The following is a 22,040-nucleotide window of genomic DNA, read 5'->3' on the forward strand; positions in this document are numbered from 1 at the left end:
TTATCGATGTGAATCACAGCTTATTTTCAACAGCTTTGCTACAGTCATGGGGAATGCCATGATGCGCGAGATTGAAACGGAGGCAGGATGAAAAGAGGGATAAGCGTCATATTGGGCGCTTTGCTGGCAAGTTTTCCGATGCTTGTCATGGCTAAAAGTGATGTGGATACGCAAGCTCAGCAAAGTGCCGAGATTCGAGCGCTGCGTGCTGAAGTAAAACAGCTTCGTCGTGAGGTGCGCCGATTAGAGCGCATTGTACTCAATGGCCAATCGCTGGATGACGAGGACTCCCGAAGCAATGTTTGGGGCTGTTATCTCAATGATTTAAATGCAGGCGGTATTTACGGGACGGGGCGAACGCGCGCTGAAGCGAAGGGAAAAACCTTAGAAAAATGCTCGAAAAAAGAGGGGCTTTGTTTCGATCATCAAATTCAATGTAGCCAAGATACCCTGTGAACTTCATTGCTTTCATTAAGCCAGCACATGCTGGCTTTTTTTATTATGACTGCTTGGGGGTGTTTTTTGATTTGCATCGAGCACATTGCAAAACGCGAAAAAGGCCGTTATTTGTCTTGAGGCAGAACATTTAAATATTGATAAATCAATAGAATAAATAAGACTGATGGTTTGGCACTGAATTTGCCCTCTAGATCGCGACTAGAGGAGCGCAATGATGAATCAAACTCTCGCAATAACATTCGCAAGCATGATGTTGATGCCTGCAGCGCATGCAGCAATGCCATTTGATGCTTGTCCAACCGAAGCATTTTTATCACAGGGAACATCAACCCCAAGCGGCGGCTATGAAACTTATTATAAATCGGTGGACTTAGCCACGGGTCTGGTGCGCGTGCTATCGACTTCGGATGGTTTCGTTGGTAATCGTGTTAATTCGCTAGCCTTTAACGAAGCCGATCGCTACCTCTACGGTTTTAATAAAGAAACACTCTCCATCATTCGTCTGGATCGCTATTTCAATGGTGAGCTTTTGGATGTCTCGGGTTTGCCAGCGGTCAATTTTTATATTGGTGATATTTATGATGGCGATTATTACCTCTATTCCACTAACCGAGGGCTTTATCGCGTTGATTTGAGCCAATCGACTTTGACAGCACAAACCATCACCACCAATGCGCCGCTGGGCATTCATGATATGGCATTTCATCCCGGTGATGGGCATATCTACGCTGTGGTGGGCAGTAACGGTAAGCTTTATCGCATCAACGCATCGACTGGCGCGACCGAATATTTAGGCGAAACTGGCGTTCGCGGTACAGCGCTCGGCGCCCATTACTTTGATGTCAATGGCTACCTTTATGTGGCGCGAAATGACAATGGACAGGTATTTCGCATTGATATTCGGGATGTTGATAATCCTGTGCCCACCGGTGTTTATTTCGCGCAGGCCGAGCCAACCGGTAATAATGATGGTGCGCGCTGTGCGAATGCGCCAGTACTAGCACGATTTACCGACTTTGGCGATGCGCCGGACAGTTACCAAACCAGTTTGGATGAAAACGGCGCGCGGCATTTAGTGTTAAGCCCTAACTATCTATTGGGGATTGCGGTTGATGCCGAAGGTGAAGCGCAAGTTTCACCCGCATCCGATGACGCTCATGGTGCCGATGACGACGATGGGGTGATCTTCTTATCACCAGTGAAAGCTGGCTTTGATACCGCGCTGCAAATTTACATTGGTGGCGGCGCTGATACCGTGGTCAATGCTTGGTTCGATTGGAATCAAAATGGTCAGTTTGATGCGGGTGAAAATACCCTGTCAGATATGACGCTATCACCTGGCGCCAATACAGTGCTGATTCGTGTACCAGATGATGCCGTTGGTGGGCAAACTTGGGCACGTTTTCGAAGCTTTGACCAAGCGGGATTGCCATCTTACGGCGGGGCGAGCGTGGGTGAAGTTGAGGATCATGCCATTACTGTTGTGGCTTCAGATTTAGATTACAGCTATTACCCCGGTGAAAATAGCTGGGTCACATTGGCCTATGAAGATAATTGGCCCTTGGTTGGCGATTATGATTTTAACGATGTGGTTTTAAATTATCGTGTCGTCACTGTAATGGAAGCAGGCGAAGTGATTCGCGTCGATATTCATGGTCAGCTCACGGGTTATGGCGCCAGTTTTAGTAATGGCTTTGCCGTGCACTTTGAGGGCGTACCAGCAAATGCCGCAGACGTTGATTTAGCCGCTGTGCGCTATAACGGCGAGGTGCAAGTCAACCATTCCACCATTGAAGCGGGGCAAAGCGAGTTGGTGGTGATGATCAGCAATAATCTGCGCCAGCACCTGACTTCGCAAGGCTGCCTCTATGACTTTTTCCGCACATGGCAAAACTGTCAGTCCAATTCGCAATTTGAGTTTGTTGCCAGTATTCCATTTGAAGCCGGAATTGAGGCGCAAAATTTACCAGCGATGCCGCTAAATCCATTTATTTTTGCTACTGAAAATCGCTATCGCGGCAACTTCTTTGGCGTGAATTATCCCGGCCGCGGGTTGGAAATTCATTTAATGAATCAACCTTACACAGATTTAGCGGATGCCAGCTTATTTACGCAAGGCGATGATGCTTCCGTCATCGATGCTCAAAATAGTGCGGCTGCCAATAGCGAGGCGCCAAGTTATCAAAGTTATCTTACGGATACGGGATTACCTTGGGCATTAGAGATCACCCAATCGAATTGGGCGCACCCTGCAGAATATGTTGATTTGGTTTCGGCATATCCCAATTTGGTCGAATTTGTCGAGTCAAACGGCGATCTGAGTCAAAACTGGTTTACGCAGCCCATTAGCCGTCATCTATTTAACTATACGGGAGAAGAGTGATGCGATACCTCAGCTTATTGATAAGTTTACTGCTGTTAGTTGCCTGTGGTGGTGGAGGCGGAGGTGGCTCATCGAGTTCGACAAATCCACCAGCCGCCGCGATAGAAGAAGAGGATGATTCCGTTGAGCTTAGTGCCCTCGATGCGCCTTTAGGGGTTGAGTTAGTGCAATTGACGCCCAGTGAATCAAGCGCTGAGCCAGCACCCGCCAATAAAGACTTTAGTCAGTTGAGCGCGCCAGAAGGGTTTGATTTTAGCCGCAACTATATTTCAGAGCTGCGGGTGGTTGCCAACATCAGGTCGGGTCGAATTAATCTCTATCGTGATTATCAATTGGATGAATCAGGATTGCCCTTACCCAACCCAGATACAAAATTTTTATCGGTGCAGTTTGACGGTGATTGGCAAGGGTCATGGTTGGTTTTTAGTCATATGGAAGGTGTGCTGGTCGAGGTGCTTGACGATCTGAACCCGCTACAAGTAAAACGCCGCGTTTTTTCGCTGCCAGCAGCGCAATTGTACTGGCAGCTGAATGAGTGATGGGTTTAGCGCTCAACCACAATATCGGTCAGAGGAATACAGCAACAGGCCAATGCTTGGCCTTGCGCTATTTCCTCAGGGGTTAATGCCTGTGAATGGCCGTGGTTAACTTTGCCTTCTCGAATGGTGACTTTACACGCACCGCAAAAACCGCTGCGACAACTATGCGCCAACTGCAGGCCTTGTTGTTCAAGTTGAAGCAGCAAGCTGGCTTGGTTATTGCCCATAAATCGAAAGCCATCAAATTGAATGCTGCAATCTTGCTTTGCACCAGTTGGTGTGGATGTTTGGAAAAACTCTTGATGAATTTGGTTTTGCGCCACGCCTTGTCTGAGTAGTAATTGCTGTGCTTTTTCCATAAAGCCATTGGGTCCGCACAGATAAATTTGAAAAGACTTAAGATCGGGCAGGGCGCGAATATGGCCAAGATTGAGTCGTCCTGTTAATCCAGTCCACGGCTGCGTCGGTTTAGACAGCGCCAGTCGTAAATCAAATTGGGGGTGCTGGGCTGCAAGGCTGTGCAAGTGCGAAAGCACTGCAGCATCTGATTCCTGATGGCACAAATAATAGAAAATCACATCGCGATTGTGCATCTCAGCCAGGAGTTGGGTCAGCATTGCCAGCATTGGTGTGATACCACTACCCGCAGACATCAGCAGTACGGGTGATGGCTCGCGTTGTAAGCAAAACTCTCCCTGCGGCGCACTGGCTTGTAAGCGATCCTTAGGTTTCAGCTGGTCAATGAGCCAGTTAGAAACTAAGCCATGATCAACTCGTTTAATCATTAGCTGAAAGCGAATCTCTCCTGATACCTTATTCTGTTGCCACTGGCTCACGCTATAACTGCGCTGATGGGATTGCCCTTGAATGGGTACATTGAGAGATACAAATTGTCCCGCTTGAAACGCTAACGAATGATGTCGTTGACTGCCTTTTCGACTGCTTGTTTCCACCACAAATTCAAACTGATAAAAATGCGGCGCGATGCGTTTTTTATCCGTGCAGCGAATATTCATCGACGGTAGCTGCTTGGGTGTTTCTGGGGCGTCGCTGCGACTTGGGCTGACGGTGAGACTTGGGTTGACGGTACGGCTTGGGTTAATGATGCGATTGGCCGCGCTAAGCGAGATAGGCGTTTTTTTACTGAGCACTTGAATAGGATCGCCCATTGAGATAGTGCCTGTATTTTGCGCCACCAATTTTTGCCCAAAGTAAACTTCGCCTTTGCTATTAGCGCGAAAAGTCGCCAGTGTTTTCATCGGTTCATTGTCTGTTTGAACAAGGGCCGAAATAGGGTCAATTTGAGTCATTGCACAGCGCATAATCGGTGCACGAACATCAAAAATCACCTCACCAATTTGAATTTGTTGCCAGCTATCTTCAGCAAAGGCATCGCAACCTTCGACCACCAAATTGGGACGAAACTGCAACATTTGTTGTGGTAATGGGCTGTGTGTATTCAGTGCGTCGAGCGAAGCTTGGCTAATCAAAGAGATGGGACTTGAGTCGGCTAAATTGATGCTGCGCTTGAGCTTGTCACGATAACGTTGCGACTGCTCGCCGCAATAGAGCAGGCTGACGGGATGATTAAGCAGCTGTGAGAACCATTGATCCAAGCTGGCATGGCAGTGATAGGCAGTGAAGGTGTCATGCCAGATCTGCGCTGTTTTTGCGGTGAGTTGCCATTGTTCGCGCATCATCGAGATGGGCGCTTGGCTTGGCGCACTAATGGTGAGCGTCTGGCCATCGAATTGTACCTGTACACCAATTAAGACTGGAAATTGGCGCGCAGTGATCATCTCACCTTGCACACCCATGAGCATAAAGCGGCGATCATGACAAAGCCCCTCTAATGTAACCTGCGCGTGATTTTGTGAGGTAGCAGCCGCTGATTTTATGGGATAAATAAAGATATCGCTCAATTTTGGAATAAGCATGGCTCATCCTTTCTTTGTTTTTTCTTCGATGATAAACAACGCCTTGCTTTGCGCCAAGACGTTGAGAGCAATTGTTTTCATTGAAGCGGCTATGCGGCTGCGTCCCAACATCAATGTAGCTAACACCTACGTACCGAATATCATTTATGCACCAAGGCCTATGTACCTGGCACCTATGGACCTAGCACTTATACAGGAATGGGAAATAGGCGATCGTAAGCCAAGTTATAGAAATAGGCATATATAAGGTAGAAGACAACCAACCCAATATCCATCACAAAGGCTTGCCAAAGCGAGATATTTAGCCACCATGCCAGCGCTGGAATGGTGAGCCAGAGCAGGCCAAATTCAAAGCCTAGGGCGTGGCATAAACGCTGCTGTTGCGTTTTTTCCGTATGACCTTGGGATTTTTTCAACCATCGGTCAAAACCTAGGTTATATACATAGTTCCATGCGGTGGCGATGATGGCAAAAAATACCCCAAGTACCCCCACATGACCCACGGAAAATCCAAATTGACTGAGAATGCCGACAATAAGCACTAAACCCAATAGCTCAAAACCGACGGCGTGACGAATGCGATCCCAAGTTTGATGCATATAGAACCTCTTTACACATTGAATTGGGTGTAATATATGGCTTTTATTGATAATAAAAAGTTAGATACCATCTAATTTATAGATAGCTGTTTGGCTGTGGCATATTTGGTTCTGGATTGGTTATTGGTTGAGTGAGCGTATTGATGCGATTTTCATTAGAGCAGTTGAAGTCCTTTGTGGTAAGTGCTGAGCAGGGATCCTTTTCTGCTGCCGCTCGGGAGCTTGGCCGCGCGCAATCTGTGGTGAGTACCAATATTGCAAATCTTGAAATGGATTTAAATCTTCAGCTTTTTGATCGCCAAGGGCGTTATCCGAGGTTAACACCAGCTGGTGAATTACTGCTGGTGCGCGCAAGGCGGGTATTACTTGATAGCGATGAGCTGATGTCGCTAGCAGATGCGATTGAGCAAGGCATCGAATCCCACTTATCAATTTATGTCGAGCATATGGTGATGACGCCTTATGTGAGCCATGCACTTGCGCAGTTAAACGCGCAATTTCCACAGCTTTCAGTGACATTGAAATTTGCTGACGCGCAGCATATCTATCAGGCGCTTAATCAAGGCATAGGGCAGCTTGCGTTAGTGCGCCAGCAAGTATTACCGGGCCCAGAGTTTATGATGAGAAATGTCGGTTCAATTCAGTTAAAGATGGTGTGTGGCGTCGCTCATCCCTTAGCTGAACTGACGGATCTTAGTTTGAGCGATTTTGAATCCCACACCCAAATTCTGCTGAGTCAGGGAGATGCGCCAAGTTATGGCCAGTCGCCTTTAACCGAGCGTATTGCGGATCGCGTTTGGCAATGTGACAGCTTAGAGGCCGCAAAAATGCTGGCAGCTGCCAATATTGGTTGGACCATTTTACCGCAATATATGTTGGAAAAAGAGCCGCAGCATCCAAGTCTGATTGCGCTACAAATGGATCGAAGTGACGTGCCTTGGCAACAGCCTGTCGATCTCATTTGGTTACGTCGTCAGCCTTTAGGGCCAGCGGCGATGCAGCTACAGCAGATTTTTTTGCAAGGCGCAGCAATGGATGAATAGCGGTTGGCTTTGCTTGGTTTGCTTAAAGGTGTTTAGGTTAAGCAGTTTTGGAAACGCGCCTGGTCAATGAGTTTTAGGGATAGTCTCTTTTGTTCTATGTAGCTGGATGTTGCGCAGTGAGTCTTACATCGTTTTAAAATAAAGGTGAAAATTTTGACGAAAAAAACATCGTGAGCGCACAGGCCAGTGAAACTGGGCATTGTTTGTTTTTTTAGGCGTCTTTTTTATCTAACTCGGCTCGTTTGTCGCACTATCTGGACTGATGTTTTCAATCTCTATTCTATGATCTAGATCACATAAGCAATTTTGCTGTGGTCAAAACATCGATAAGGGGATGGGCATGTTGGGACTAAAAAAGTTAGTGCAAGCAGGGGTATTTGCGGCAACGGCGTTGGTTGCCAGTACAGGTTTCGCACAGGGTGTGACTGAATTTACCGATCAGCAATTGGTGAAAATTCTAAAAGAGGGTGGTCACGAGCAAACTATTTTGGTGCGAAAAGGGATTGTGGCGGTTCGTCTTCCCAATCGCAGTGCATTTTTAATTAAGAATCGCGGTGTCGCGGGGATTTCAGCTTATTACGCCATGGGCGTTGGCGCGGTACCACTTGATGAAATAAATTTGTGGAATAAAAAGAACCGATTTGCGCGTATCTATCTTGATGCTGATGGCGATCCGGTGATGGAAGCAGATTTGTATAGCTTTGATGGCGCCTTTGATGATGAAGAGGTCATCGATTTTGTGAAATTCTTCTTGATGTACATCAAGCCCTATCATGAGTTCGTCATTGCCAATATTACGCCAGTAGATCCGAAAGGGACGCTTTAGTCTAAAAACAGTGGTTTTTAGAAGGCACAAACAGCCGCACATTTCATTGAAAGAGCTTTTTAACAAAAGCTCTTTTTTTAGCCCGCTTTTCATATGCGTTTTTCACTTGCTTTTTTACCTGAGAAATGGAAATGGGTCGAAAAAGATTCAAACCACTTTGCATTAGAATTTGTCCTTGTTTAAAGAATCAGCACTCTCAAGTGTCTCCCCCCAATAAGTATTTGCTTTGCGCAGCGCATTCATTACTATGTCACGTTATGCCATTTGACTGTATCAACCCTTGATGCCACGCCTTATGGTATCGAGGAAACGAGGACATCATGCAACAACTAGAAGCAATCATTGCCAACGCGACACAAGCGCTAGCTGAGGTGGATAACCTAGCGGCACTTGATGAAATTCGCGTGCAATACTTAGGAAAAAAAGGCGATTTAACGCTGCAACTGCAAAGCTTGGGCAAATTGCCACCAGAAGAGCGCCGTGAAGCAGGTCAGCTTATCAACCAAGCCAAGCAAGAAGTTCAGCAAGCAATTAACGCGCGTCGTGATGCGCTGCAAAAAGCAGAGCTTGAAGCAAAACTTGCCGCAGAAACCATTGATGTGACCCTGCCAGGTCGTCGCATTGAGAATGGTGGTTTGCACCCAGTGACTCGCACCATTGAACGTATCGAAACTTTCTTTGGTGAGCTTGGTTTTGCAGTGAAAAAAGGCCCTGAAATCGAAGATGATTTTCATAACTTCGATGCCTTGAATATCGCGGCCGATCACCCTGCACGTACTGATCACGACACCTTCTTCTTTAATCCTAAGCTGATGTTGCGTACTCACACTTCAGGTGTACAAATTCGTACCATGGAGGCTGAGCAGCCACCACTTCGCTTTATTGCGCCTGGCCGTGTATACCGTAATGACTACGACCAAACACACACGCCAATGTTCCACCAAGTGGAAGGCATGATGGTGGATAAAAACATCAACTTTGCTCAGCTAAAAGGCATTTTGAACGATTTCCTTTGTAACTTCTTTGAAGAAGATTTGGAAATTCGCTTCCGTCCTTCTTACTTCCCATTCACTGAGCCTTCAGCGGAAGTGGACGTAAAAGGTAAAAATGGCAAATGGCTAGAAGTTCTGGGTTGCGGTATGGTGCACCCAAATGTACTTCGCGCAGTAAACATCGACCCTGAAGAGTATCAAGGCTTTGCTTTTGGTATGGGCGTTGAGCGTTTGACTATGCTTCGCTATGGCGTAAATGACTTGCGTGCGTTCTTTGAGAACGACCTACGTTTTCTTAAGCAATTCAAGTAACCATTAGGAGCTAGTAAAAATGAAATTTAGTGAATCCTGGCTTCGTGAGTGGGTTAACCCTGCGGTTACAACTGACGAGCTAACACATCAAATTACCATGGCTGGCTTGGAAGTGGACGATGTCCTTCCTGTTGCTGGTTCATTCACCGGTGTGAAAGTAGGGCATGTGGTTGAGTGTGGCCAACATCCAGACGCCGATAAACTTCGCGTAACTAAAGTTGATGTGGGCGAAGAAGAACTACTTGATATCGTGTGCGGCGCTGCAAACTGCCGTCAGGGCTTAAAAGTTGCGGTTGCAACCGTTGGCGCTGTATTGCCTGGCGATTTCAAAATTAAGAAAGCAAAACTTCGCGGTCAGCCATCTCATGGCATGCTGTGCTCTTTCTCTGAGCTTGGTATTGATGTTGAATCCAATGGCATCATGGAACTTGCTGAGAATGCGGTAGTTGGTACCGATTTCCGTGAATTCTTAGGTCTAAATGATGTCACTATTGACGTTGATTTGACTGCTAACCGTGCAGACTGCTTTAGCATTCGCGGCCTTGCGCGTGAAGTGGGTGTGTTAAACCGTGCTGATGTGACTGAGCCTGCGTCTTCTGCAGTTGCTGTGAGCTTGCAAGATACAGTTGCGATTGACGTGAAAGCACCAGCCGCATGTCCTCGTTATCTTGGCCGCGTGGTGAAAAATGTCAATGTTGCAGCGCAAACACCACTTTGGATGCAAGAAAAATTGCGTCGTTGTGGTATTCGCTCCATTGATCCTGTAGTTGATGTCACCAACTATGTGTTGCTTGAGCAAGGCCAACCAATGCACGCCTTCGATCTTGCGAAGATCAATGGTGGTATTGTAGTACGTATGGCAGAGCAAGGTGAAAAACTGACCCTGCTTGATGGCAGCGAAGCTGAGCTAAACAGTGATACTTTGGTCGTTGCGGACCACAATCAAGCTCTGGCCATCGCCGGTGTCTTCGGTGGTGAAGGCTCAGGCGTGACAGCTGAAACTAAAGATGTCCTACTTGAGTGTGCGTTCTTCGCGCCGGATCATATCCGAGGTCGTGCTCGCAGCTATGGTTTGCATACAGATTCATCGATGCGCTTTGAGCGTGGTGTTGATTTTGCATTGCAACCAAGTGCGATGGAGCGCGCAACTGAGCTATTGATTGCCATTTGCGGTGGTGAAGCAGGCCCTGTGGTTGCTGTTGAGTCAGATGCTGATCTACCAAAAGCAAAAACTGTCGCACTGCGCCGTAGCAAGCTAGACAATCTATTGGGCCATCATATTGCTGATAGCGATGTGGTTGAGATCCTAAACCGTCTTGGTATGCAAGTAGAGACAACCGATGCAGGTTGGACAGCTGTTGCACCATCTTGGCGTTTTGACATTGCCATTGAGCAAGACTTGATTGAAGAAGTGGGCCGTATTTATGGCTACGACAATATTCCAGTGCAAGCGCCTGTTGCTGCACTGACCATGAATCTTCATCAAGAAGCGAATTTACCACTAAAACGCGTTCGCGATCTTTTGGTTGATCGTGGTTTCCATGAAGCGATTACTTATAGCTTCGTTGAACCTGAGCAGCAAAAACTGATTGTGCCTGATGTTGAACCACTGATTTTACCAAACCCAATTTCAGCTGAAATGTCAGCGATGCGTTTGAGCTTGATTCAAGGCTTGTTGAATACTGTTGTTTATAACCAAAAACGCCAACAGCCACGTGTGCGTTTGTTTGAGCAAGGTTTACGCTTTATTCCTGACCAAGCCGCCGAGAACGGCATGCGCCAAGAAGTGATGCTAGCAGGTGTGATTGCGGGTAGTCGCAATGAAGAGCATTGGAATCTTGAAAGCAACAGCGTTGATTTCTTTGATTTGAAAGGTGACCTTGAAGCGATCTTTGAGCTGACTGGTAACGACAATGCTTATACGCTGCAAGCGGCCAGTCACCCAGCACTTCACCCGGGACAATCTGCTGTGATCATGCTTGATGGCGAAGCCGTCGGTGTGATTGGTACCGTTCATCCAGAGCTAGAGCGTAAGTTTGGCTTAAACGGTCGCACCATTGTGTTTGAAATTGAATGGTCAGCGATTGAAAAACGTATGGTGCCAGAAGCAGTACGTCTTTCTAAGTTCCCAGCGAACCGTCGTGATATCGCGATGATTGTGAAAGCTGACGTTGCGGCAGATGAAGTGGTCAAAGCTTGCCTTGATGTTGAGTCAGAACTACTTAAGGGCGCTCGTCTATTTGACGTGTACCAAGGTAAAGGTGTTGCAGAAGGTGATAAGAGTCTAGCGATTGCACTCAGCCTTCAATCTGATGAGCGTACACTGGAAGAAGCTGACATCAGTGCGGTAGTCGAGCTCGTTGTTCAGCACTTGGGCGCGCAATTTGATGCACAACTACGCGATTAATCGCTAGTTTTTGCCAATTAGTGAGTATGAAAAGAGACCGTTCGCGGTCTCTTTTTTTATACCTTCTGCAAACTGAAACAGTACGATGTTGCGAAAAAGAAAAAAACTATGAGTAGTGAAGATTTATTATTCTTATTTTTCATCAAAAAGTAATTTTTTCCATTACATTACAGTGGGTTGCGCAATGATTTTCGATAAGTATAATATTCTTATAAAATTTCATTTCACGATATTATTAACCAATTGTTGTCTATTGGTTGGATAAACCTACTTCTATTGGGTGAATTCTGTCTATATTTTTGATGCAAAAATGTCTATTTTTTCTGTCAAAACTCAATCTATTTCCAAGAAGATTTGTAAAATACCCTATAAAAAGTTGGCGTAAATCAGCAAGTTGGCATAAACTTGTCAGGTATTGGCGAGGGGCTGAGTCTCCCAGAAGACCGGACTTGTCAATCAAAGGCACAGTTTGCGACAGCTCTACAAAAATTTGGTGTAGCATTAACAATGTCGCAACATTATGTATCACATCAACAGCCTTGAGGAAAAAACCTATGGCGCTCACAAAAGCCGATTTGGCTGAGAACCTGTTTGAAAAATTAGGAATAAGCAAGCGGGACGCCAAGGAACTGGTGGAAGTTTTTTTCGAAGAGATTCGCAAAGCTCTTGAGAATGGTGAGCAGATCAAACTATCCGGTTTTGGTAACTTTGATTTGCGTGAGAAGAATGAGCGGCCGGGCCGCAACCCGAAAACGGGTGAAGATATTCCCATTACTGCGCGTCGTGTTGTCACTTTCCGTCCTGGACAGAAATTAAAAGCACGCGTAGAGCAGCTGAAAAGTCGCTAGTTCAGTTTCATCTCCTTTTTCTAGCGAAAAGCCGCAACAGTTAGCTGTTGCGGCTTTTTTATATTTCATTTTCACAGTTTGTGACGACTGGATTGCGCATGCATTTATTCAGGCAAGCTGATAAGCTTTCGCTATGATATTTCGATGATTTCAACGATGACTGTAGTTGAATTAAATAAACAATTTCATTGCCGTTGGCGTACCGCTTTTTATTTCAGCTCGGTTATTTTGCTATTGGTCAGTTGTTTGAGTTTGATGGCCGGAGAGGTTTGGCTCTGGCCTTGGCAACTTGACTCTTCATTTCATTGGCAAATATTAACTGAGCTTCGGTTACCGCGCGTGCTTGCTGCGGTCACTATTGGTGCTTCGCTTGCTGTTGCTGGCGCTGCATTGCAAGTGTTACTGCGTAACCCATTGGCTGAGCCAAGTGTTTTGGGGGTTTCTGGCGGTGCAAGCGTTGCGGTGATTGGTTTAATTTTATTTGCGCCGGTCACCTTGGGTCCGTGGAGCATGGCTTTTTCGGCAATGCTGGGTGCGCTGCTTTTGATGTTGCTGCTGGTGGGCTTATCCGTTTATTTCGCATTATCGACATCTCGTTTATTGCTGATTGGTGTCGCTCTGGGCATTTTGACTGGGGCAGTGATCACCTGGGCATTTTATTTCAGCTCTGATTTGAATTTACGGCAGATGATCTATTGGTTAATGGGGAGTTTAGCGGGAATGAGCTGGGATAAATTGATGCTGGTTTTTTTGTTATTGCCGGCATTGATTTGTCTTTCTATTCTTGGTCCAAAACTGGACTTGTTAATGTTGGGAGAGCAACAAGCTGCGCTGCTAGGATTGAACCACCTTCGCTTGCGCTGGCAGCTGATCCTTCTGGTTTCCGTGTTAGTTGCCGCCAGTGTGGCTATGGCTGGGGTGATCGGCTTTATTGGTTTGGTGATCCCGCATCTATTACGTCTCTGGCTTGGCAGTGAAAATCGCTATTTGTTACCGCTTTGCGCTGTGGTTGGCGGCTGTTTTTTAGTGCTTGCTGATACTTTGGCACGAACCCTGCTGAGTGCCGGTGAGCTGCCTGTGGGGGCGGTGACCACAGCCATCGGGGCGCCGATTTTTATTTGGATGCTGCTGAAAAATTATGCTTAAGCTTGAAAATATCGCGCATACGCAGCGTCTCTTACCTTTATCTTTAGCTATTGCAGCGGGCGAGTCTTGTCACTTGCTGGGCCCTAACGGTAGCGGTAAGTCGACTTTATTGATGTGCATCAGTGGCTTGCTCTCTGGCGAGGGTCGTGTCTATTGGCAAGCGCAAAACTTAGCAAAGTTGAGCTTGGCTTCGCAGGCGCAATACCGCAGTGTGTTATTACAACAGCAGCGGCCAAGCTTTCACCTTCGCGTCTTTCAATATTTGCTTGTGAGTTTAGCGCCGCTGCAACGAACGCTCAGTGCTGAAGTTGAGCAAGTGCTGATGGCCTTAGCAAAACGTCTGGGTATTGATGATAAGCTCTCAAGGCAGCTTGATACCTTATCAGGCGGGGAGTGGCAACGAGTAAGATTGCTTGCCTGTTTTTTGCAGGTTTGGCCAACGCTGAATCCTCAGGCGCGCTTTTTGTTGTTAGATGAACCCATGAACGCGTTGGATTTGACCCATCAGCGGGTTGTTTACCAGTTGATTGCAGAGTTGAAATCCAATGGGTTAGCCATTGTTATCGCCAGTCACGATTTAAGTCAGAGTTATCGTCATGCCGATCAGGTGCTGGTTCTACAGCATGGTGTGAAATGCGCTTATGGTCCGCCGCAGACGGTCTTAACGCCAGCACTGATTGAGCAGGTTTTTGCTATTCAAGCGCAAATCTTAGCGCAAGAGCCGAAACGACTGTTACTTGATGTTTAGAGCTTATTGTTAAATGATTGATGTGCTAGATATAAAAAAACGCGCTAAGGCGCGTTTTTTTATTTTCCAGTGATGATTGCAATACGCAAATTAGTCACGGAAATTTTCATATTGGAAGGCTTGGCCGAGCTCTTCACTATTGCTGCGAACGAAGGCGATCACCTCTTGTAGGTCATCGCGCTTTTTGCCCGTAATACGAAGTTTGTCACCTTGAATTGATGCTTGTACTTTGATCTTGCTGTCTTTGATCATTTTGACCATTTTCTTAGCAAGTTGGCTGTCGATACCTTGTTTAAAGTGCAGCTCTTGTGTCACGCTTTTACCAATATGGTCAAAGTCTTTGACATCTAGGCTGTTGGCGTCAAGTTGGCGGCGTGCCATATTGGCACGTAGCATCTCACGCATTTGGTTGAGCTGAAAATCACTTTCAGCTTTCATTGTGACGATGTTGTCTTTGAGTGCAAAGCTTGCTTCCACACCACGAAAATCAAAGCGCGTTGATAGTTCGCGAGTTGAGTTATCAACAGCGTTACGTGCTTCAACGAGATCGATTTCAGAAATAATGTCAAATGATGGCATTTCAATGTCCTTGTTAGGCAATAGTGCGAAGGCGCTGTTGATTGGCCTTTGCTAATTGATCAATAAGATAAGCTGTATCTTGCCAGTTGAGGCAAGGATCGGTGATCGATTGACCATAGGTCAAGGGCTTATCATCAATATTTTGCTGTCCCTCAATGAGGAAGCTTTCCGCCATGATGCCGGCGATTTGTGGGTTGCCTTGGCGAAGCTGCTTGCAGATGTTTTCGGCAACATCAAGCTGCTGCTTGTGCTGTTTTTGGCAGTTACCATGGCTAAAGTCGACAATGAGTCGCGGATGCAGACCAAAGCTTTGCAGCTGCTGGCATGCGTCATCAATATCTTTGGCAAAATAGTTCGGTGTTTTGCCGCCGCGTAAAATGACATGACCATAAGGGTTGCCACAGGAGCGATAGGCGGTCATTCGGCCATCTTTATCAGCGGAGCAAAATAGATGCGGCACGCGTGTCGCGCGAATCGCATCAATGGCAATTTGAATATTGCCATCGGTGCCATTTTTAAAACCAATTGGGCAGGATAGGGCCGATGCCATCTCGCGATGGACTTGCGATTCCGTGGTGCGCGCGCCAATGGCGCCCCAGCTGATCAGATCTGAAAGATACTGACCGGTTACGGTATCTAGAAATTCAGTAGCGGTTGCCAAGCCCATGGCGTTAATTTTCAGTAGTAGCTGACGCGCGGTATGTAAGCCAAGATTGATATCAAAGCTGCCATCTAGATTTGGATCACTGACCAAACCTTTCCAACCCACCACAGTTCGCGGTTTTTCAAAATAGCTGCGCATTACAATCACCAGTTCGTCCTGATAATTGCGCTGCAGCGCAGCAAGTTGCTCGGCATAGTCAAGCGCCGCTTGGGTGTCATGAATAGAGCAGGGGCCAATAATCACCAATAAGCGGTGATCTTCACCGGTTAAAATGGCTTCAATAGCTTGTCTGCGAGCAACGATGTGCGCCTGGATCGATTCGGTAATAGGCAGTTGCACACTAAGCTCTGCAGGGGTAATCAGCGTTGTAAGTTTTTCGGTGCGAAGCTCATCGGTCGCAAGTGACGACGGTCGCGGTGCGAAGACTGACATATATTGTACTAAGACAAGAAAACACGGGCTAACCATAACCAAAAAAGCGGTCAGAATAAATCGCAAATCACTTTCTTTCTTGGTTTTGGGGCGTTTTTGCAGCGAATTTGGCGTGAGTTGGCACAGCGCGTGCGAAGCGTGATCTTTTTTCGCTTACCTTTTGCACTCTTTTCTGTATGCTAGAACCATTGCAAGGATTAAGCGTAAGTCGCCCAATATGAGCGCAGAGAACAGGAAGTAATGGTGTGAACATGGCAATGATATCGTCACAAATCGGATTTGAATTTCAGCAAGCTAGCCTATTGGATGGCATAGACACATTGACAGATGCTGGTATCGGCTACCTGCCCATTGATCAGCTCGCGCCTTTGGCGCAGTTTCATCCAAGTCTTTGGTATGGCGTCGATAAGACGCTTGAGCCTGCTTTGAAAGAACAGGGGATTTCATGGTCTGCACGCCAATCGTTTTACGTGGCACAACTCACCGATAAATTAATTTCAGTGTCTAAAAAAGCGCAAGGCAAGCCGGTGCGTTTGCTGTTCTCTGGTGAGAGTTCTGCGCAGCTCGCTCAGCTGCAGGGCGCGCCAGTCACAGTTGAAGCCAATCCCGAGATGGGCGTGCGCGGTGTCTCGCGTTTGCAACAAGAAGCGGCGCGAAACTTATTTAATTGGCACTGTGAGGCATTAGTGGCTGCAATGCAGGCGGGCTGTCAGAATTTGGAAATCGTGGTTCCCTATTGTCGCACCTTAAGTGAAGCTGCAAAAATCAATGATATGCTAGCTGAGCAAGGGCTGTGCCGCGGGCGTCATGGACTACGCGTGTGGTTGATGGCCTGTGTCCCCGCCAATGCGATTTTGGCAGAAAAATTCCTTCAGTATTTTGATGGTCTCTATTTAGATCTTGATGCATTGACGCAGCATACCCTTGGTGTGGAGTGTGCTTATGCGTATCAAAATTATCTATTCAATGTGCAAAGCGATCCCATGCTGGTGATGTTGAGCGCCGCAATCAAGCAGGCGCAGATGATGCAAAAACCTGTACTCGCGCGTGGTGCCAGTATCAAAGATGACGGCGCCATGGCGGAGTGGCTCATTGAGCAAGGGGCATCTGCTGTGGTGGTTCCCCCTGAGCAAGTGCAAGCCTTGCTTTTGCAACCAGCGTGATATTTCTCATAGAAAAAAGCGGCATTGCCGCTTTTTTTTCGTATACTGACGACCAATTTTCTTAGTACTGGCAAGCTCCATGATTCACATTGGTCGTTTAAACCAACTCAAAGTCGTCAAATTTGTAGATTTTGGTCTTTACCTTGATGGTCAAGCCCATGGCGAAATTTTGCTTCCAAAACGTTATTGTCCAAACAATGCTCAAGTGGGCGATAAGTTGGAAGTGTTTATCTATTTTGACTCTGAAGATGAGCTGATCGCCACCACAGAGCGTCCGCAGGTGATGGTGGGTGAGTTTGCCAACCTCAAAGTTGTTGGCGTCAATGACGCTGGTGCATTCCTTAATTGGGGTTTGCCAAAGGATCTTTTGTTGCCATTTGGTGAGCAGCGTGGTCGCCCGACAACGGGTCAAAGTATTTTAGTTTACGTTTATACCGATAAAGCATCGGGTCGTATTGTCGCGACCATGAAATTTAACCGTTTCTTAGATAAAACGCCGGCGCACTATAAAGCGGGTGAGCAAGTGGAAGTGATGATTGCAGAGCGCACTGATATGGGCCTCAAAGCCATCATCAATGGCCAGCATTGGGGTTTGCTTCATAAGAGCGAAGAGTTTGGTAAGTTATTTATCGGTAAGACACTAAAAACTTATATCAAACAAGTTCGTCCGGATGGAAAAATTGATCTGTCTTTGCAAGCGCAAGGACAAAAAGCAGTGGACGATCTAGGCGCTAAAATTCTTAAAGAGCTTAAACACCGCGGCGGTTTTATTCCACTCAGTGATAAAAGTAGCCCAGAGGCGATTTTCAATATTTTCCGCACCAGCAAAGGCACCTTTAAGCGCACCATTGGTGGTTTATATAAATCAGGTGATATTGTCATTTTACCTGAAGGGATTCGTTTGAATTCAGAGAAAGACGCATAAGCGCTTTGACTCAACCAATATCGATGATTAAGGCGCTTTGGCGCCTTTTTTGTTGGCGCGCATTGCACAGAAATCCCACTAAATTTGTGAGTTGAGCGCAAAATCGCTGCACGGCTAATCAATCCATTAACTTTTTTGACCCTGACTTTTCATTTTTGAATCAAAGGGAGTATGATGACGCCCTGCATTGCCACGCTATTTAGATTGGTACCTAAATTGTGGACAACGCACTCACGAAAATCATGCCAAATAGTTTGGCCTTTTTTTGATTTATGACATGTGCCACTTGGTGTGTGGCACCACTGGAAAGGATGTATCATGCCTGTAATTACGCTTCCTGACGGCAGTCAACGCCAATTCGATAACCCAGTTTCAACTTATGATGTAGCAGCAAGCATTGGCCCAGGCCTTGCAAAAGCTTGTATTGCTGGTCGTGTTGATGGTCAACGTGTTGATGCCTGTGATCTGATTGAACACGATGCCGCTTTAGAGATCATCACGGCGAAAGATGCCGATGGTCTTGAAATTATTCGTCACTCTTGTGCGCACCTTCTTGGTCATGCGATTAAGCAAATTTTCCCTGAAACCAAGATGGCGATCGGTCCAACCATTGATAATGGTTTCTACTACGACATCGACCTTGATCGTTCTTTGAGCCAAGAAGATTTAGATGCGCTTGAAAAGCGTATGAACGAATTGGCAAAGACCAAATATGCCGTTGTGAAGAAAAATGTGAGCTGGCAAGAAGCGCGTGATACGTTTGAAGCTCGCGGTGAAACTTACAAGATTGAAATTCTTGACGAAAATGTGAGCCGTGATGACCGTCCAGGTCTGTATCACCATGAAGAATATGTCGACATGTGCCGTGGCCCACACGTACCGCACATGGGCTTTTGCCAGAACTTCAAGATTCTAAACGTTGCTGGTGCATACTGGCGTGGTAACAGCGATAACAAGATGTTGCAACGTATCTATGGTACTGCGTTTGGTGATAAAAAAGAGCTGAAAGCGCACTTACAACGTCTTGAAGAAGCTGCAAAACGTGACCATCGCCGTCTTGGTAAGCAACTTGATCTGTACCATATGCAGCAAGAAGCGCCGGGTATGGTGTTCTGGCATCATAATGGTTGGACTATTTTCCGTGAGCTTGAAGTGTTTGTTCGCGACAAGCTACGTCAATTTGACTACCAAGAAGTGAAAGGTCCATTGATGATGGATCGCGTTCTTTGGGAGCGTTCTGGTCACTGGGATAAATATGCTGATTACATGTTTACTACCCAATCAGAAAACCGTGACTACGCGATTAAGCCAATGAACTGCCCAGGTCACGTACAAATCTTTAACCAAGGTTTGAAATCATACCGTGACTTGCCACTTCGTATGGCAGAGTTTGGTAGCTGCCACCGCAACGAACCATCAGGTGCATTGCATGGCTTGATGCGTGTGCGTGGCTTTACACAAGATGATGCACATATCTTCTGTACTGAAGAGCAAATTCTTGAGGAAGTAACCAACTGTATTAAGATGGTTTACGATACCTACAGCACCTTTGGCTTTACAGAAATTGAAGTCAAACTATCGACTCGTCCAGAGCAGCGCGTAGGTAGCGACGAAATGTGGGACAAAGCGGAAGCAGGTCTTGCCCAAGCACTTGAAGCGAATAACTTGAGCTACGAGTTGCAAGAAGGCGAGGGTGCATTCTACGGTCCTAAGATTGAATTTACTTTGCATGATTGCCTCGACCGCGCATGGCAGTGTGGCACCATTCAGCTAGACTTTGCATTGCCTGGCCGTTTGGGTGCGACCTATGTTGGTGAAGATAACGAACGTCACACCCCAGTGATGATTCACCGTGCGATTTTGGGTTCACTTGAGCGTTTCATCGGTATTTTGATTGAAGAGTATGCTGGTCACTTCCCAACCTGGCTTGCGCCAGAACAGGCAGTGGTGATGAATATTACTGATAATCAGGCCGATTATGTTCGTGAAGTTGCAGAAAAATTGCAAAATGCAGGATTTAGAGCAAAAGCGGACTTGAGAAACGAGAAGATTGGCTTTAAAATCCGCGAACATACTTTGAAGCGTGTCCCATACATGTTGGTCTGTGGTGATCAAGAAGCTGCAGCAGGCGAAATCGCCGTACGCACACGCAAAGGTAAAGATTTGGGTAAAATTAAGCTAGATGACTTTATTGCACAGATGCAAAAAGAAGTTAGCAGTCGAATGCTCAATATTTTGGAGGAATAAGGTATTAAAGGCGCAAGAAGAGCCCCAGCGGCAAAACAAAATCAGCACCGTCTAAATGAAGAAATTCGCGGTCTACGCGAAGTCCGTTTGACTGGTCTAGATGGTGAGCAACTTGGTATTGTCTCACTTGAAGAAGCGCTACACGCTGCCGCTGAAGCTGGCGTTGATTTGGTTGAAATTAGTCCAAACGCAGAGCCGCCAGTGTGCCGTGTCATGGATTATGGCAAATTCATCTACGAAAAGAGCAAGGCTGCTAAAGAGCAGAAGAAAAATCAAAAACAGATTCAGGTCAAGGAAATCAAATTCCGTCCTGGCACAGATGTAGGCGACTACCAGGTAAAACTGCGCAACCTGGTTCGCTTCATTGAAGAGGGTAACAAGGTCAAAGTAACGATCCGCTTCCGCGGCCGTGAAATGGCTCACCAGAACATTGGTGTTGACGTTCTAAATCGTCTGAAGGAAGACACTGCCGAAATCGCTTTGGTAGAAAGCTTCCCGACGCGAATTGAAGGTCGCCAAATGATCATGGTACTTGCCCCTAAGAAGAAGTAATTAAGGCATACAAGTAGTAAAAGGCTCGGCCTTTTGGCCGAGCCTTTTATTCGCCCTAATTACATTGGTATATTAACGCAACAATGCGGAGTTATTCATCATGCCTAAGATGAAATCAAACAAAGGTGCTGCTAAGCGTTTCAAGAAAACTGCTGGTGGTATTAAATATAAGCACGCAACCAAACGTCACATCCTGACTAAGCGTACTTCTAAGAATAAACGTCAACTACGTCCGAACTCTGTTCTTCCACAATGTGAAGTAGCATCAGTAGAACGTATGTTGCCATACTTATAATTTATTCTTAGTTATCAACGATTTAGTTTAGGAGACAAACTATGCCTCGCGTAAAACGTGGTGTACAGGCTCGTGCCCGTCATAAAAAAGTTCTGAAACAAGCTAAAGGTTACTACGGTGCACGTTCACGTGTTTATCGTGTTGCCTTCCAAGCAGTTACTAAAGCTGGTCAATACGCATACCGTGACCGTCGTCAGAAGAAACGTCAATTCCGTCAACTATGGATTGCTCGTATCAACGCTGCGGCTCGTCAAAACGGCATGTCTTACAGCCGCTTCATCAACGGTCTTAAGAAAGCATCTATCGAGATCGATCGTAAGATCCTTGCTGATATCGCTGTATTCGACAAAGCAACTTTCACAGTGCTAGTTGAAAAAGCAAAAGCTGCGCTTTAATTCAGAGTCTAGGCTTTTAAAGGAGAGCATTATGCTCTCCTTTTTTGTATCTAAAATTTGGCGGTTTATCACGCCAATTCAATTAAATGAAAGATAGTGTGTTGCACCTATCAAGTTTTTGGGATGGATATCTTGAGTTGGTGAAAATTCTTGTTACATTCTGATCTACGGCGTTATTTCGAATGTAGTACAGGGTTATGACTGAGATTAAACACTCGCTGAAAGGCGTGGTGGCTCAAGGACGAAAATACCGCAATCTACGCGGCAACTGGATGCTAAATCAACATTCGGGTTTGCAAGCGTATCACCGTGCTAGAAGCGATGAATCATTGGCTGCAGCACATCTCGCGCAAGATCTTTATTTTAATCAGGGAAAGAGTATTAATGAGATCGCCAAAGTATTAGGGCGTAGTCGTACTATGACGCGAAACTATATCTTTGAGTATGAGCGAGAAAAAAAATAGCTCGAAACCAGTCCTGTTTCGAGCCTAGGGGAATGGCTCATTGCTGAGCCTTGCGCTAATTTATCCATGTTACAATGAATACCAA

21 protein-coding genes are annotated in these 22,040 nt (G+C 46.2%); 17 read left to right on the forward strand and 4 right to left on the reverse strand.

Features of this window, described 5'->3' with window-relative positions; translation table 11 throughout:
* The first annotated feature begins 87 nt into the window (after positions 1 to 87).
* The 3 genes from L9P36_RS06405 to L9P36_RS06415 all read left to right on the forward strand — a co-directional run bounded on the left by L9P36_RS06405 (position 88) and on the right by L9P36_RS06415 (position 3,381).
* A complete protein-coding gene (locus L9P36_RS06405; RefSeq protein WP_237465890.1) occupies positions 88 to 456 on the forward strand; it encodes a hypothetical protein in 369 nt (122 codons plus the stop codon).
* Positions 457 to 673: 217 nt separating this feature from the next.
* On the forward strand, positions 674 to 2,842 hold the full coding sequence (locus L9P36_RS06410; RefSeq protein ID WP_237465891.1) for an LruC domain-containing protein: 2,169 nt from the start codon (positions 674 to 676) through the stop codon (positions 2,840 to 2,842).
* Positions 2,842 to 3,381, forward strand: a complete 540-nt coding sequence (locus L9P36_RS06415) for a hypothetical protein (RefSeq protein ID WP_237465892.1) — start codon at positions 2,842 to 2,844, stop codon at positions 3,379 to 3,381. The genes L9P36_RS06410 and L9P36_RS06415 overlap by 1 nt, the downstream gene beginning before the upstream one ends.
* A gap of 5 nt (positions 3,382 to 3,386) precedes the next feature.
* On the opposite strand, the gene L9P36_RS06420 is transcribed toward L9P36_RS06415, so the two are convergent.
* Together L9P36_RS06420 and L9P36_RS06425 are read right to left on the reverse strand one after the other, a co-directional pair.
* The gene (locus tag L9P36_RS06420; RefSeq protein WP_237465893.1) at positions 3,387 to 5,318 is read right to left on the reverse strand and encodes an MOSC N-terminal beta barrel domain-containing protein; all 1,932 of its coding nucleotides are present in this window, start codon (positions 5,316 to 5,318) and stop codon (positions 3,387 to 3,389) included.
* A 188-nt stretch (positions 5,319 to 5,506) separates the two neighbouring features.
* Positions 5,507 to 5,917 (reverse strand): PACE efflux transporter, encoded by a 411-nt coding sequence (locus L9P36_RS06425; RefSeq protein ID WP_237465894.1) that lies wholly within the window; start codon positions 5,915 to 5,917, stop codon positions 5,507 to 5,509.
* A gap of 143 nt (positions 5,918 to 6,060) precedes the next feature.
* Between L9P36_RS06425 and L9P36_RS06430 the strand changes: the two genes are divergently transcribed.
* The 7 genes from L9P36_RS06430 (at position 6,061) to btuD (ending at position 14,239) form a co-directional block, all read left to right on the forward strand.
* Positions 6,061 to 6,960, forward strand: a complete 900-nt coding sequence (locus L9P36_RS06430; RefSeq protein ID WP_237465895.1) for a LysR family transcriptional regulator — start codon at positions 6,061 to 6,063, stop codon at positions 6,958 to 6,960.
* A 340-nt stretch (positions 6,961 to 7,300) separates the two neighbouring features.
* Complete coding sequence (locus tag L9P36_RS06435; RefSeq protein WP_237465896.1) at positions 7,301 to 7,786, forward strand: YbjN domain-containing protein; 486 nt, start codon at positions 7,301 to 7,303, stop codon at positions 7,784 to 7,786.
* A gap of 320 nt (positions 7,787 to 8,106) precedes the next feature.
* The gene (pheS, locus tag L9P36_RS06440) at positions 8,107 to 9,090 is read left to right on the forward strand and encodes a phenylalanine--tRNA ligase subunit alpha (protein ID WP_237465897.1); all 984 of its coding nucleotides are present in this window, start codon (positions 8,107 to 8,109) and stop codon (positions 9,088 to 9,090) included.
* Positions 9,091 to 9,109: 19 nt separating this feature from the next.
* Positions 9,110 to 11,497 (forward strand): phenylalanine--tRNA ligase subunit beta, encoded by a 2,388-nt coding sequence (gene pheT, locus L9P36_RS06445; RefSeq protein ID WP_237465898.1) that lies wholly within the window; start codon positions 9,110 to 9,112, stop codon positions 11,495 to 11,497.
* 554 nt (positions 11,498 to 12,051) lie between these two features.
* A complete protein-coding gene (gene ihfA, locus L9P36_RS06450) occupies positions 12,052 to 12,345 on the forward strand; it encodes an integration host factor subunit alpha (protein ID WP_237465899.1) in 294 nt (97 codons plus the stop codon).
* 156 nt (positions 12,346 to 12,501) lie between these two features.
* A complete protein-coding gene (gene btuC / locus L9P36_RS06455; protein ID WP_237465900.1) occupies positions 12,502 to 13,491 on the forward strand; it encodes a vitamin B12 ABC transporter permease BtuC in 990 nt (329 codons plus the stop codon).
* The gene (gene btuD, locus L9P36_RS06460) at positions 13,484 to 14,239 is read left to right on the forward strand and encodes a vitamin B12 ABC transporter ATP-binding protein BtuD (RefSeq protein ID WP_237465901.1); all 756 of its coding nucleotides are present in this window, start codon (positions 13,484 to 13,486) and stop codon (positions 14,237 to 14,239) included. The genes btuC and btuD overlap by 8 nt, the downstream gene beginning before the upstream one ends.
* A gap of 90 nt (positions 14,240 to 14,329) precedes the next feature.
* Here btuD and L9P36_RS06465 read toward each other — a convergent pair whose 3' ends face one another.
* Together L9P36_RS06465 and L9P36_RS06470 are read right to left on the reverse strand one after the other, a co-directional pair.
* Entirely contained in the window at positions 14,330 to 14,818 is a 489-nt protein-coding gene (locus L9P36_RS06465) for a YajQ family cyclic di-GMP-binding protein (RefSeq protein ID WP_237465902.1), read from the reverse strand.
* A 13-nt stretch (positions 14,819 to 14,831) separates the two neighbouring features.
* The gene (locus L9P36_RS06470) at positions 14,832 to 15,914 is read right to left on the reverse strand and encodes a 3-deoxy-7-phosphoheptulonate synthase (protein ID WP_237465903.1); all 1,083 of its coding nucleotides are present in this window, start codon (positions 15,912 to 15,914) and stop codon (positions 14,832 to 14,834) included.
* A gap of 251 nt (positions 15,915 to 16,165) precedes the next feature.
* Here L9P36_RS06470 and L9P36_RS06475 point away from each other — a divergent pair, with 251 nt between their 5' ends.
* The 7 genes from L9P36_RS06475 (at position 16,166) to L9P36_RS06505 (ending at position 21,955) form a co-directional block, all read left to right on the forward strand.
* Positions 16,166 to 17,077: a putative PEP-binding protein gene (locus L9P36_RS06475; protein ID WP_237465904.1), complete on the forward strand. Its 912-nt coding sequence runs from the start codon at positions 16,166 to 16,168 to the stop codon at positions 17,075 to 17,077.
* A gap of 79 nt (positions 17,078 to 17,156) precedes the next feature.
* A complete protein-coding gene (locus tag L9P36_RS06480; RefSeq protein ID WP_237465905.1) occupies positions 17,157 to 18,002 on the forward strand; it encodes a CvfB family protein in 846 nt (281 codons plus the stop codon).
* 318 nt (positions 18,003 to 18,320) lie between these two features.
* A complete protein-coding gene (gene thrS / locus L9P36_RS06485) occupies positions 18,321 to 20,249 on the forward strand; it encodes a threonine--tRNA ligase (protein WP_237465906.1) in 1,929 nt (642 codons plus the stop codon).
* 3 nt (positions 20,250 to 20,252) lie between these two features.
* Positions 20,253 to 20,801 carry a translation initiation factor IF-3 gene (gene infC / locus L9P36_RS06490; RefSeq protein WP_237467872.1) on the forward strand — a complete coding sequence of 183 codons (549 nt, stop codon included), beginning with the start codon at positions 20,253 to 20,255 and terminating at the stop codon, positions 20,799 to 20,801.
* A gap of 100 nt (positions 20,802 to 20,901) precedes the next feature.
* Entirely contained in the window at positions 20,902 to 21,096 is a 195-nt protein-coding gene (rpmI, locus tag L9P36_RS06495) for a 50S ribosomal protein L35 (protein ID WP_237465907.1), read from the forward strand.
* A 41-nt stretch (positions 21,097 to 21,137) separates the two neighbouring features.
* Complete coding sequence (gene rplT, locus L9P36_RS06500) at positions 21,138 to 21,491, forward strand: 50S ribosomal protein L20 (RefSeq protein WP_237465908.1); 354 nt, start codon at positions 21,138 to 21,140, stop codon at positions 21,489 to 21,491.
* 197 nt (positions 21,492 to 21,688) lie between these two features.
* Positions 21,689 to 21,955 (forward strand): hypothetical protein, encoded by a 267-nt coding sequence (locus L9P36_RS06505; RefSeq protein ID WP_237465909.1) that lies wholly within the window; start codon positions 21,689 to 21,691, stop codon positions 21,953 to 21,955.
* Positions 21,956 to 22,040 lie beyond the last annotated feature (85 nt).

It is taken from the genome of Vibrio stylophorae, from assembly GCF_921293875.1.
Lineage (GTDB): Bacteria > Pseudomonadota > Gammaproteobacteria > Enterobacterales > Vibrionaceae > Vibrio_A > Vibrio_A stylophorae.